At 62.6% G+C, this 13,079-nt stretch carries 12 protein-coding genes; 7 read left to right on the top strand and 5 right to left on the bottom strand.

The window, feature by feature from the left end; genetic code table 11:
* Positions 1–72 precede the first annotated feature (72 nt).
* Together V8P86_RS02530 and V8P86_RS02525 are read left to right on the top strand one after the other, a co-directional pair.
* Positions 73–648: a response regulator transcription factor gene (locus tag V8P86_RS02530; protein WP_336325668.1), complete on the top strand. Its 576-nt coding sequence runs from the start codon at positions 73–75 to the stop codon at positions 646–648.
* 46 nt (positions 649–694) lie between these two features.
* On the top strand, positions 695–1,273 hold the full coding sequence (locus V8P86_RS02525) for a response regulator transcription factor (RefSeq protein ID WP_336325667.1): 579 nt from the start codon (positions 695–697) through the stop codon (positions 1,271–1,273).
* Here the strand turns inward: V8P86_RS02525 and V8P86_RS02520 are convergent, their stop codons facing one another.
* Positions 1,274–3,709 carry an efflux RND transporter permease subunit gene (locus V8P86_RS02520; protein WP_336325666.1) on the bottom strand — a complete coding sequence of 812 codons (2,436 nt, stop codon included), beginning with the start codon at positions 3,707–3,709 and terminating at the stop codon, positions 1,274–1,276.
* Positions 3,710–3,712: 3 nt separating this feature from the next.
* Entirely contained in the window at positions 3,713–6,583 is a 2,871-nt protein-coding gene (locus V8P86_RS02515) for a COG1361 S-layer family protein (RefSeq protein WP_336325665.1), read from the bottom strand.
* A 120-nt stretch (positions 6,584–6,703) separates the two neighbouring features.
* Between V8P86_RS02515 and V8P86_RS02510 the strand changes: the two genes are divergently transcribed.
* Entirely contained in the window at positions 6,704–8,104 is a 1,401-nt protein-coding gene (locus V8P86_RS02510; RefSeq protein ID WP_336325664.1) for a dihydrolipoyl dehydrogenase family protein, read from the top strand.
* Positions 8,105–8,186: 82 nt separating this feature from the next.
* Here V8P86_RS02510 and V8P86_RS02505 read toward each other — a convergent pair whose 3' ends face one another.
* On the bottom strand, positions 8,187–8,735 hold the full coding sequence (locus V8P86_RS02505; RefSeq protein WP_336325663.1) for a DNA repair protein RecN: 549 nt from the start codon (positions 8,733–8,735) through the stop codon (positions 8,187–8,189).
* A 218-nt stretch (positions 8,736–8,953) separates the two neighbouring features.
* Here V8P86_RS02505 and V8P86_RS02500 point away from each other — a divergent pair, with 218 nt between their 5' ends.
* A complete protein-coding gene (locus tag V8P86_RS02500; protein WP_336325662.1) occupies positions 8,954–10,018 on the top strand; it encodes a polyprenyl synthetase family protein in 1,065 nt (354 codons plus the stop codon).
* 70 nt (positions 10,019–10,088) lie between these two features.
* Here V8P86_RS02500 and V8P86_RS02495 read toward each other — a convergent pair whose 3' ends face one another.
* The gene (locus V8P86_RS02495) at positions 10,089–10,364 is read right to left on the bottom strand and encodes a thioredoxin family protein (protein WP_336325661.1); all 276 of its coding nucleotides are present in this window, start codon (positions 10,362–10,364) and stop codon (positions 10,089–10,091) included.
* Between the two features lie 109 nt (positions 10,365–10,473).
* Here V8P86_RS02495 and V8P86_RS02490 point away from each other — a divergent pair, with 109 nt between their 5' ends.
* Entirely contained in the window at positions 10,474–11,112 is a 639-nt protein-coding gene (locus tag V8P86_RS02490) for a type 1 glutamine amidotransferase (RefSeq protein WP_336325660.1), read from the top strand.
* A 58-nt stretch (positions 11,113–11,170) separates the two neighbouring features.
* Positions 11,171–11,503 (top strand): DUF3784 domain-containing protein, encoded by a 333-nt coding sequence (locus V8P86_RS02485; protein WP_336325659.1) that lies wholly within the window; start codon positions 11,171–11,173, stop codon positions 11,501–11,503.
* 12 nt (positions 11,504–11,515) lie between these two features.
* Here V8P86_RS02485 and V8P86_RS02480 read toward each other — a convergent pair whose 3' ends face one another.
* Positions 11,516–11,929 carry an Lrp/AsnC family transcriptional regulator gene (locus tag V8P86_RS02480; RefSeq protein ID WP_336325658.1) on the bottom strand — a complete coding sequence of 138 codons (414 nt, stop codon included), beginning with the start codon at positions 11,927–11,929 and terminating at the stop codon, positions 11,516–11,518.
* 102 nt (positions 11,930–12,031) lie between these two features.
* Between V8P86_RS02480 and carA the strand changes: the two genes are divergently transcribed.
* Entirely contained in the window at positions 12,032–13,078 is a 1,047-nt protein-coding gene (gene carA / locus V8P86_RS02475; RefSeq protein ID WP_336325657.1) for a glutamine-hydrolyzing carbamoyl-phosphate synthase small subunit, read from the top strand.
* The last annotated feature ends 1 nt before the right edge of the window (position 13,079 follow it).

Genomic DNA, 13,079 nt, shown 5'->3' with positions numbered 1-13,079 from the left:
CTGATTAAGCTTGCCCGTCGGTGGGTCTGTGATAACACAGACTTATTACCCCGGGGGTACCGAACACCAAATGTGCCATCGGGTAGCGAGACTGCGACCGTTCTCGTCGTCGACGACGAGGAGGAGGTCGCGGACGTGTATGCCCTGCGCCTGCGCAGCGACTACGACACGCGCGTCGCCTACGGCGGCGAGGACGCCCTCGACACTATCGACATCGACGTAGATATTGTCTTGCTCGACCGTCGAATGCCGGATATCTCCGGCGACGAGGTGCTCGAACAGATCCGAAAAAAGGGCTACGACTGCCGGGTCATCATGCTCACTGCGGTTGATCCCGGCCTCGATATCGTCGAGATGCCATTCGACGACTATCTCTGCAAGCCCGTCGAGAAAGAAGATCTCGTCGCTGCAATCGAACAACAGCTTCAAATCCAGCGCTACGACGAGCAACTCTCCGAGTACTTCGAGGTCACCTCGAAACTCGCCTTGCTGGAATCGGAACTGCCACCACAGGAACGCGAACAGAGCGAGGAACTCGAACGGCTTACCGACCGCGCCGACGCGCTCCGGGAGGATCTCAGCGACCTCCTCGACGAGTTCGATTCACTCGACGAGGCCTTCCAGAGCATCGGCCGCCACCCGGGCTGACGACGCAGACGTAACCCTTTCTTACATATAGCTGATAGCTGTCGCTGTGAGCACCGCTGCTGGGTCAGCCCCCCTCGTGTTGATCGTCGACGACGAGGAAGACGTTGCAGAGACGTACGCACTTCGGCTGGAGGGGATCTACGAGACGCGGATCGCACACGGCGGCGAGGAGGCACTCGAAGCAATGGACGATGATGTCGATGCCGTGTTGCTCGACCGCCGGATGCCTGACATGCACGGCGACGACGTGCTCGCACAACTGCGCGAGCGCGGCTACGACTGTCCGGTGATCATGGCGACGGCGGTCGATCCCGATCTCAACATTCTCGAAATGGATTTCGATGACTATCTCTGCAAGCCGATTTTCAGCGAGACGTTGCAGGACACGCTGGCGAAACACCTCGACACCGGCCGCGACGACTCCGATGACCTCGATACCTTCCTCTCGCTGATCTCGAAGATCGACGTGCTCGAAACGGAACTCACCCGCGCGGAACTCGCCGACAGCGAGGAGTACGAACGCGCCAAACAGCGGGCGAACGAACTCGCCCCACAACTGCGCGAACAGGTCGAGAGATTCGACGAACTGGTCGACACTTACCGGGATATCGAGCGCGAATCCTGACTACCCGAACAGTCGCTCCCAGACCAAAAGCGTCGGCGGCAGGACGATAATCGAGCCCAGATAGGAGTAGATGACGCTGATCGCCATGAGCACGCCGAACTGCGCGAGCATCGGTGTCACCGACAGCACGAGCGCACCGACCCCGCCTGCGGTCGTGATCATACTTCCGGTGATTCCGCCCCCGGTCCCCCGGAGTGTGCGGACGAGCGCCGGATAGGCCCCGAGACCGGCGTTGTACTCGTCGATGAAGCGGTGGGTGATATGCACCGAGTAGTCGACACCGATACCGATGGTGATCGAGAGAATCGTCGCCGTCAGGGCGTTGAAGGGGATATCGAGGAGTGCCATCGTCGCCGCGAGCACGGTGACCGTCGAGATGATCGGGACGATATTCGCCAGCCCGAGCGAGGCCCGCCCCTCCAAGAGTCCGTAGATGATGATCAGGAAGACCGCCGTGAGGCCCAGCGCCACGCTCAGGCTGACGATTGCGGAGGCGAAGAGTAACTCGGTGACGGTCTGAAAGATGATCGTATCGCCGGTCGCGGTGGCGTCGAGCCAGTGTCGGTCTGCGACCGTCCGGGCGTCGGTCGTGACCGCTTCCTGTGAAGCGTCGGCGTCGACGGAGTAGATGACTCGCATCGATTGCAGGTCCTCGGTGACGTACTGCAGTGTCTCATCTTCGTACGGCGAGGCGAGCAGTTCCGCGTAGATCCGTTCGAGATTCCGGTCGGGGACGCCGTTGCCCGACAGATCGTTGCGGTCGACCAGCGCCGCGAACTCCTCGTCTTCGGCGGCGTACTCCTCGATCACGTCGATGACGCTCTCGGACTCGGCCTGCCGTCCGTCCGAGACGATGGCCGACGGTGGGTCCTCGCTCGCGCGATCGACAGACTCCAGGGCGTGACCCTGATAGATCGGTCCCTCGACGTAGACGGTCACCTCGTTGTCCTCGCCGCTCTCGAAGTTGTCACCGAGGAAGGTCACCAGCCCCCGGACCTGATACTCACCCGGTCCCAGCGGTTCCGGCACGACATCGATGTAGGCCGGCACGTCCTCGTACGGCAGGAATTCCTCGTCGTCGAACTCCGTGTCGACGCCCGTCCCGACGTAGCCGGCACCCGCAGTGACGAGCAGGATGACCGCGAGCATTACGAACGGGGCCTTCTTAGCGACGTGGGCACTCACCGGCAGGAGTCGACCGAGTGGAGAGTCCTCGTCACCCAGCGGCTGCTGGCCGAATGCGGGAATCCGTGTCCCCTGTCTGAGTTCGTCGAGCAACAGTTTCGCGGCGGGCAGGAAGATCCCGAAAATCAGGAAAGTGAAGATGATGCCCAGCGAGGCGACGAAGCCGAAATCGAAGATGGCGGGCAGGTCGCTGGTCATGTTCGCCCCGAAGCCGATGGCTGTCGTCCCTGTCACGATAAAGAAGGCGACGACCAACTGCTCGTTTGCGATCACCATCCCTTCTTCTGGTCCTTTTCCCTCGACTCGTTCCTCGCGGTAGCGGTTGACGGCGTGGATCCCGAAGTCGATCCCGACCGCGAGGAGGAGTGGCGGGATGGCGACCATCATCTGGTTGAACGGGATCCGGGCGTGGCCGATGAAGCCGAACGTCCAGATGACGGCGATGAACAGCGCGGCGAGTCCCAGGATCATATCGATCGGATCGCGGTAGGCAAAGAGGAGAAAGACGAGAATGAGGACGATCACCGCCGGCACCATCAGCGACAGCGAGTCGATCAGTGCCGCCTCGAACTCGCTGTCGAAAATCGCCGACCCGAAGACGACCACGTCGCCGCCGACGGTATCCGCGGTGTCCTGCATGTCCGTCTGGACGCGTTCGAGTTCGCCGCTGTCGCCGGTCGGAATCTCGTGTTCGACGATGGCGATCGACGCCGAGGCGTACGGCGCCCCCTCGTTGAGATCGTTGCTCAGCGAGTTCGTGACCGACGGGTTCTCTTCGAGCAGTGTCCGGGCGGCGGATCGAACCTCGGCGTCGGTTGCGGACTCGACGATCCTGATTTGCTGTTCGCGGGTCTCGGCGTCGGAGTCCAGCACGGTCGCGACACCCTCCGCAGGAGCCGAGCCCTCTCGGACGCGCAAGGATGTGTCCTGCTCGACCCGTTGTAACAGTTCGAGCATCCGCAAGACTCCCTCACGTGAGAGGACGTTCTCGTTGCGCTGGATGAGTTGTGTCGTCTCCTCACCGCTGGCGAAGGGCCGATCGAACTCCTCGTTGACCGCGTCGAAGGCCTCCTGTTCGTCGGTGCCCTCGGTGAATCCCTCCTCGCCGGGGTCGACTTCGATGTAGGGCAGACCGAGGCCGAACAGTGCGGTCACGATCAGAAAGACGAGAATGATCGTCTTCGGCCGGCCGGTCACCCAGCTATTGATGAGATCGAGCACCGGCTGATAGTCGACCCCGCGCCCGGACATCGCCTAGCTGCCCCGTAGTTTCGCCGAGAGTTGCGTGCCGGCAGTGCTGACCGTCTCCCGGAAGTACAGGCCAACCCCGCCGAGCAGGAGCATCGGGCCGAGCAGCCACACCCACAGCGAGATGCCCCCGCCGCTGCTCTCCTCAACTGCGACTGCCACGTCGTAAGTGCCTGCGAGTTGCGGTTCGCCGCGGTCGTCGTCGTACCGGACATCCAGCGAGACCGGATACCCCTTCGGGACGGCGTCGCCGCCAGCGCTGAGATCGAAGACGAAGGTGCCCGTCTCGCCCGGTTCGAGGCTGGCGACGAACGATTCGTCGTTACTGCTCGAAAGCGGCGACTCCGGGAAGATCTTCGCGCGAATGTTCTCGACGGTGTAATCGAGGTTGTTGGTCAGTTCGATCTCGACGGTCCGGCTCTCACCGGGTTCGAGCGTCTCGTCGACCGACTCAACGACGAAGGCGTCCCGTTCCGGCGCGACTTCGACGAACACGTCCTGAGAGTTGTCGACCCGCTTCTCGCCGCCGTCGTCTCGGTAGCGGCTCTCAAACTCGAAGATCCGCGGTCCGGCTTCGGCTTCCTCGCTGATCCCGATGCGGAACTCGAAGTCTGCGGTCTCGCCGGGCGCGAGTTCGCCGACCGCGTACTGGGTCTCCCGGGGCAGTACCGTCTCGGCGTCGGAGTTCAGCAGGACTGCTGTCCCCTCGACGGCTTCGCTTCCGGTGTTCGTCAGAGTGCCGTTGATCGTGCCGTCCTCGCCGACCCGGAGTGTACTTTCGGTGCCGTCGATCTCGAAGGTCTGCTCGCTGTCGGGCTCGAAGCCGAATTCCCGTGTGCGAGCCGTCACTGCCTCGTCGTCGGCGTCGCGTGCGGTGACCGTCGCTTCGAGCGTGTAGTTGCGCGCGAGCGCGTCCTCACTGGCGCCGAGTTGATACGCGACCGTCTTCGTCTCGCCGACTGCCCAGTCACCGACAAACGCCTCGGAGGATGGCTGTCCGGTCTCTCCAGTCTCGAAGGCGGTGTCCTGTACCTCGACTGCCTCCCCGGACCCGCCAGCTCCGAAGGTGATCGCGGCGTCGTTTCCGGTCACTTCGACAGAGGCGTCGCTGAGATTCAGCGGCCCGTCGTTTCGGAGCTCGACCCGGAGAACGCCGTCGTCGTCGACAGCCACGTCGTGCGTTGTCTCCTCGATGGTGTAGCGCTGCCGTGGCAGCGGTTCGACGCCGAACTCCTGCGTCCGAGTCGCTAACGCGGTCCCGTTTCCGTCCTGGGCGTCGATGGCGGCCTCGATGGAGTAGCTACTCGTCACGGCGTCCTCGGAGGCGATCAGCCGCGTCGAAATCATCCGGCTCTCGTTGGCCGTCCAGTCGCCGACGAAAATCTCCGTCGTCGTCGTGCCGTCCGCGAAGGTGAGCGCGGAGTCACTGGAAGTGAGTGTCACTCTCGCATCGGACACGTTCTGTGGCCCAAGATTTCGCAACTGCACGCTCACGGGGCTGTTGTCGCCGACGACGAGGTCGTGTGAGACGTTCTCGACCGTGTAGACCTGTCTCGGCTCGGGCTCGAAGCCGAACTGCCGGGTTCGCTCGTTCAACTCCGAGTCGGACTCGTCGCGGCCGTCGACGGTCAGATCGAGGGTGTAGTTGCGCCGGACGGCGTCGGAGCCGACGGCAACCCGCACTGCCAGCCGCTCCGTCGTCTCTGCGGCCCAGTCGCCGACGAACGTCGTCGTCGACGTGGCTTCACCGTCTGACTCGGGGAAGGTGATCACCGGATCGCCGCTCGCGACAGTCACCGAGGCGTTCTCGATATCCTGCGGGCCGGCGTTGCGAACGTCGATTTCGACGATGCCGTTGTCACCGACCGGGACGCTGTGGTCGGTTCCCTCGACGACGAACTGCTGTCGGGGTTGTGGCTGGATCGACGTTCGTAAATTATCGGTTCCGTCGTTGCCGTCGGGGTCAGTGAAGTCGACGGTGAGATCGATCGGATACGGCTCCGTGACGGTGTCTTCGGCCGCGTTCACCTGATAGGTGAGTTCGTTCGTCTCCCCGGCAGCCCACTGGCCGACTGCCCGGTCCGAGGCCCCACCACCGGAGCCGAAGGTGATGTCTTGATCGGTCGATTCCGCGGTCACGACCACATCCTCGGCGTCCTCGCCGCCGGTGTTTGTCAGTTCGACGGTGAAGTCGCCGCTCTCGTCGACCTGTACGTCGGCGTCGGCGGCGTTGATCTCGAAGGCTGGTTCGGGTTCCACCTCGACCGTGACGGTGAACTGCTCCGTCACATTTTCCCGGGACTCGTCGACGGCGATCACGTCACCGTCGCTGTTTTGCTCGTACTCGGTGACGGTGACGTTGTTGTACTCCGCGCGGACGCCGAGGTCGTACTCACCGGGATCGGCGTCTTCGTCGACGTAGACGTCGAATCCGCTGACGACCGTCTCGCCGCTGTCGATGTCGCCGGGGGACTGCTCGCCCGAGCGCACGTCGATTTCGGCCGGCGAATCGGTGATGTTGAGCTCCGTGGATTCGGCCCGGGTCGCGCGGTCGCGAACCTCCGTCGGGTGTGTTCCGTTCGTCAGAACCGTCCCGTCGTTCGAGACGGCGAGATTCAGCGTCTGCTCCTCACCGCGCTGGAGGTCGCCGTCCTGTGTCTCCACGTCGAGGTCGACGCTCCCCTCGACGGGGCCGCCCGTGTTCTGTGCCGCGACAGGCGTGATCGTCCCGATAAACGGTGCCACTACCGAGCAGACGAGCAACCCCGCGAGCACAACTGCACGCACTGCCTGTCGTCGCTCTGTCCCCGATCGACTCCCCCCGTGTCTGCCGCTGGGGCCCCTCGCGTCACGGGCCGCCGGGCTGACTCCACTCATCGATATCTGTATTTAGGATACTACTAACAAGTCATAACGATTTCGATGTTATACATACACACTCGTCCCTTCGATGGCAGTCCCCGGTAGCGTTATGCCGCCGCCTATCAAGGTCGTAGTATGAACACTCAGGTAGCAATTATCGGCGCCTACGGGAGTGCGGGGTCGGCGGTCGCGGGCGAACTCGCCGGAGAGGTCGAACTTCTCCTGTTCGACGACGGCGAACCCGGCGGGGGGCTCTGCATCCTGGACGGCTGTATGCCCTCGAAGGAAGTGCTCTCTGCAGGCGCTCACCGGTACCAGGCTCGCCACGACGACCGGCTGGTCGGTGAGATTCCGGATGTCGATCTGGAACGTGTCGTCGAGCGCAAGGACGACCACACGCTCGGGTGGGCCGAACACCGCCGGGAGGGCATTCACGACCTGGCAGAGCGCGAGGACGTGACTTTCGTCCACGATACTGCCCGCTTCGTGGACGACCGGACCATCGAGGCCGGCGGCGAGACGTACGACCCCGACTACGTCGTCGTCGCGACGGGATCGACCATCAACGTCCCCGAGACACCGGGTATCGAGGATGTGGAGTTCATGACGAGCGCGGACGTGCTCGACGCGACCGAGTTCCCTGACAGTGGCATCGTGATGGGCTTTGGCTACATCGGGATGGAACTGGTCCCCTATCTCTGCGAGGCTGGCGGGATGGAACTCACGGTGGTCGAACACGACGACAGACCCATCGACGAGGCCGACCCCGAGTTCGGCGACGCCGCTCTCCAGTTGTATCGCGAGGAGTTCGACGTAACCATCCCGACGAACGTCTACGAGAAGCGCCTCGAACCGACGGCAGACGGCGGCGTCCGGCTCACACTCACAGACGATGCCGGAGAAGAGCGGACCGTCGAGGCCGACCAACTGTTTTGTTTCACTGGTCGCCGACCCACACTCGACCGCCTCGGGCTGGAACACACCGCTCTCGATTCCACCGGTGAGTGGGTCGAGGATACGATGCAGGCCCGAGACAGCGAGCGAGTCTTCGTCGTCGGCGATGTCAACGAGAGAGAGCCGATTCTCCACGTCGCCAAAGAACAGGGCTTTCAGGCCGCCGAGAACATCCTCGCACACAGCGAGGGAGACTCACTCGCTCCGTACGAGAACACCCATCATCACGTCATCTTCTCCGGACTGGGCGTCTACCCCTTCGCCCGGGTCGGGCACAGCGAACGGAGCGCGCGGGCGGCGAGCCACGATATCGTTACCGTGACACGGAACGCCGAGGACGACGGCGTCTTCAAAGCGAAGGACGTAGCTGCGGGCCTGGCCAAACTCGTCGTCGATAGCGAGGACGGGACCGTCCTCGGATATCAGGGGCTGCACTTCCACGCCGACGCGATGGCCAAGACACTACAGGTGATCGTCGAACTCGGTCTGGACGTTCGGGAGATTCCCGACCGGGCCTATCACCCGACGACGCCGGAGATTCTCGACGGCCTCTTCCGGGAGGCGGCCGACCAACTGGAGTGAATCTTCTTTCGCACTGAGAATCGGGGAGCGTGTGGTGAGTGGGGAATACAGAGAGAATCGCGTTAGAGAGAACCGGGACGGATCAGGCTTCGACAGCCTGTGCGGCTTCCTGTGAGACCTGTTCGATCTGGTCTTGCACGTCGTCGGCCTGCTCCTGCAGTTCTTCGACGCGGCCGGCGAGTTCGTCGACGGCTTCGACGGACTGGTCTTCGAGTTCTTCGTGGGCCTCGACGATCAGGTCGAGCTGTTCGTCGACCGTCTCGAGGAGATCCTGGGTCAGGTCGTCGTAGGAGTCGACGCCGTTTTCGAGTTCCTCGGAGATGCTGTCGAAGGCGTCCTCGTGACCGGCGAGCAACTCGTCGTAGCCGTCGTCGATGTTCTCGCGGAGGTCGTCGACTGCCACGTCCGCACCCGGAAGGCCCTCGATGGCGTCGAGGGCGCTGGTGACGGTGTCGCGGTTGAGTTCGACGAGCTGACGCTGGAACTGCTCTTGACTTTCGAGGCCGGCGATCAGCGAGTCGCTGATCTGCTGGCCGACGTCGAAGCTCTGTTCGATGGCTTGCTGGCTCTGTTCGATGGAGCGGCGCTGGAGTTCGAAGGTCGTTTCGATCGGATTGGTGAAGTTTGTCATTGTTGTACTACCTCTATCTTTAGGTACTACCCCTGAGGATATAAATGTTACGTCTGTTACCTTCAGATACCATTTGTTACCATCAGATGGAAGGACGCTGGTCCCGCTCGTCTGGCTCGTCCTGTGGCCGCAGTCGTTCCGGGCTGGTTGTGCGTTCTCAGGTTCGCGCCTTCGGCCGTATGAGTGGTTTTTTGGTCACTGCTTGCGAGACATCGTACATGCGGGAAGTTCTCGCCGAGTGGCGGCCGGTCATCGACGATGCGATCGAAGAGATACTGCCACGGCGAATCGACGATGCCTATCTAACTGATTTCTTCGGCGAGCCGACCTACAAGTACCAGCCAGCGGCCATTCAGGAGGCGCTCGCGGATCCGATCTGGCTCCTGTTGGACCGCGGCGGCAAACGCTGGCGGGCGATTCTCTTCTTGATGATCGTCGAGGCGCTGGACGAAGACCCCGAGGAGTATCTCCCCTACGCCTGTATCCCCGAAATTCTCCACAACGGGACGATCATCGTCGACGACGTCGAAGACGAGGCGCAGATGCGCCGCGGCGGCCCGGCACTCCATCACGAACACGGAACCGACATCGCACTGAACGCCGGCAACGCGATGTACTTTATTCCGTTGAAGGTAATCGAGGAGTACAGCGACGATCTCACGGATAGCCAGCGACTCGCGATCTACGAGATGCTGACCCACGAACTCAACCGCACGCATCTCGGACAGGGGATGGACATCTGCTGGCACAACGAGAAGGAGATCTCCGTCGACGAACAGCAGTACTACGAGATGTGTGCGTGCAAGACGGGCTGTCTCGCCCGGATCGTCGCCCGTCTCGCGGCCATCGTCACGGATCAGTCCGACGAGGTCGAACGACAACTCGCTCGGTACGCCGAGGAACTCTCGATTGCCTTCCAGATCGGCGACGACATCCTCGACATCCAGCACACGCTGGATCAGGCCGGCGAGTTCGGCAAGGAGTTCGGCAACGACATCCGCGAGGGCAAAAAGACCCTGATGGCAATCTACACCGCGCAGGAGGCCCCGGCCGACGATGTGGCCCGCCTCGAAGAGATCCTCTGGGCCGAGGACAACGACGACGAGGAGATCATGGAAGCCATCGAGATTATGCAAAGCGTCGGGGCAATCGAGTACGCAGATACGCGTGCGCGGGAACTCTCTGAGAGCGCCCGGAGCCACCTCGACGACCTCGACCTGGAATCCGAACCGGAAACTCATCTCCGGGACTTTACCACCTTCGTCATCGACCGACAGGAGTAACGACAGCGCAGCCGCTCACGGCGCTGCTCGATCACTACCTTCGACGGCAAAAGTTCGGTTATCCGCTCAATTAGGCGGCTTCGGCCTGTTCGATCGCTGCTTCGAGTTCCTCGCGCTGCGTGACGCCGATGAATTTCTCGACGACCGAGCCGTCTTCGCCTTCGATGACAATCGTCGGGATCGAACGGACCTGATACTCGTTCGCGATGTCCTGGTTCTCGTCGACATCGATTTTCTCGACGGAGAGTCGATCACCGAGGTCGTCTTCCAGTTCCTCGACGATCGGATCCTGCGTCTTGCACGGCCCACACCAGTCAGCGTAGAAATCTTTCAGTGTAACGCTCATGGATTCTCTCCTAGGTACTCTGCCGATTCTGATAAGGGTTTTTGTCGTGTGTACGGTCGCCGCACTGACCGCGAGACAGACTTTTTTCCGACCGACACGTTCAGTTGGTATGGCATCGTCGGTCGCTGTCGTCCTGAACGAAGTCGACGAGGAGGCGACGTTCCACTGTGAGGCGCTGGCCGACCGATTTCCCGACGCGCGCCGGATCGACTATCCTGCTGGAGAGCGACTCGACCCCACCGGCGCGGATGCGGTCGTTCTCACCGGGAGTACGGCCGGCGTCTACGAGCGTCACGAACACCCGTGGATCGACGATGAGATCGAACTGATCCGGACGCTCGTCGAGCGAGAGATTCCGACGCTCGGGGTCTGTTTCGGCCACCAGGTCGTCAACGTCGCCCTCGGTGGCAGCGTCGACCCCGGCGAGATGACCGCCGGGCTGGTCAGCGCGGATCTGGCCGACCGGCCGCTGTTCGAGGGTGTCGGGCCAGCAGTCCCGGCGCTGCACGGCGACCGCGTGACCGAGATGGGCGAAGGGCTGAATCGGATCGCCGCGGCGGAGCACGCGGAGATTTTCGGGACGGCCCACCGCGAGCGACCGGTCTGGACTGTCCAGTTTCATCCGGAACTCGACGCCGATCTGACGGACGAACTGGCCGCGTTTGACTGGCAGACGAACGGGTTTTCGTGGGCCGAGGTGAGTGCTCACCGTGTGTTCGAGAACTTCCGTCGGGTCGCCGACGCGTAGTTTCTCCGCTAGAAACGGGACCACAACTGGGATAGGACTGTACCGAAAACGTGGCGGCATGGAAGAGTTGCTGCTCGATCTACACGGAGCAGTCTACATCGGCGGGTTCTGTGTCGTTCTCGGCTTCTGTATGGCGGTTTTCAACTGGACATTCCTGATCGCCGGCTACGAAGACTCGGAGATTCCGGACCGCGTCGCCGGTCGACTCGTCGGGAGTTTCATGCTTGGCGTCGGTGTCGCGACGGGTACGTACGGCTATGCGCTCACCAGATACGACCCGCCGGACTGGATCGGGCTGGGACTCGCTGTCACCGTTCTCGTCGCGACTGGCTGGCTGATCTACCGGCTCAACACCTACAACTCGGAACCAGCGGCCAGCGATCACGCGTAACACTCGGGCCCCTCACCCGAGCCACTCGTCGAGAATCAGCCTCGTTTTCGTGCCCATCACTTCCTCGCGCTCTCTGGCCCGTGAGATGAGTTCGTTGAGGTCGTCAGTGTCCGCGGCATCGACCACGAGGACGATATCCTCCTCCCCGGAGACCTGCCAGACGAAATCGACGCGTTTCCACTCGGCGAACTGTTCGGTCAGCCCGCCGGTGTTGACGTCGACGTCGACGGTGATCTCGATCATCGCCTTGACGTTTCCCGTCCGCGTCGAGACGGTAAAGCGGTCGATAACGCCCGACTCGACCATCCGCTCGACGCGGTTGCGGATCGTCCCCTCGGAGGTGCCGACCTGATCGGCGATCTCCGTATAGGGCGTACGGGCGTCGCGGCGGAGGATGTTCAGAATCTCGCGGTCGAGGTCGTCCATCGAGATTTGTAGGTTTAGCCGGCCCGTACTTCAACGCTACGAATTTCGTAATTCACCTTCGAAAGCAACGCTTATCAGCGGGACTTTCGTACGCATCTCGTAATGACTGCTGCCTACGTCGCAATCGAGGGCGAGCGTGTTATCGAGGCACGCGCGCGCTCGCCGGGCACGACGCGTGGCGAACTGGTGTTTACAACTGCGTACACCGGCTACGAGGAGAGCCTGACCGACCCCAGCTACGAGGAACAGCTGCTGACCTTTTCCTATCCCCTGATCGGCAACTACGGCGTCCGGGAGGAACGGTTCGAGTCCGACCGCGTCCACCCCCGCGGTGTGCTCGCCCGCGAGATGACCGACGATGTCGCCGAGTGGCTGCAAGACGAGGGCGTGCCGGCGGTCGACCACCTCGACACTCGTGAAATCGTCACCGAGATTCGCGACGAGGGCGCGATGAAATGCGGCATCGCGGCCGGTCCGGACGTGACCGAGGAAGACGCACTCGAAGAACTGCGCCAGTGCAAGCACATGTCCGATCACACCGATATCGGTTCGCAGGTCTCCGTTCGCGATCCGACCGTTCACAACGAGGGCGGCTCTGGTCCCGACGTTGCGCTGATCGACTGCGGCGCGAAGGGATCGATCATCGACTCGCTGGTCGAACGGGATGCGGTCGTCCACCAGCTTCCGTACGACGCGACCGAGGACGAGGTCGACGCCGTCGACCCCGACGTACTCTTTATCTCGAACGGGCCGGGCGACCCGGAGAACTTTGAGCAGGCCGGCGAAATCGTCGAGACCTACGTCGGCGAGGTGCCGCTGGCGGGTATCTGTCTCGGCCAGCAGGTCGTCGCCAACGCCCTCGGTGGCCGCACCGAGAAGATGGAGTTCGGCCACCGCGGCGTCAACCAGCCAGTGCGTGACCTGCGAACCGACCAGGTCGTCATGACCACGCAGAACCACGGCTACACCGTTGCAGACCCGGGCGACAAACTCGAAGTCACACAGCGCAACGTCAACGACGACACCCCTGAAGGCTTGGACAACGACGACCTCGGGATCATCACCCGCCAGTACCACCCCGAGGCCAACCCCGGCCCCCACGACTCGCTGTCCTTCTTCGACGATGTTGTCGAACTTGCCGGGGACTAGT

The organism is Halovenus anhuiensis (assembly GCF_037080055.1).
GTDB lineage: Archaea > Halobacteriota > Halobacteria > Halobacteriales > Haloarculaceae > Halovenus.
This window is presented reverse-complemented; position numbering and strand designations above follow the sequence as displayed.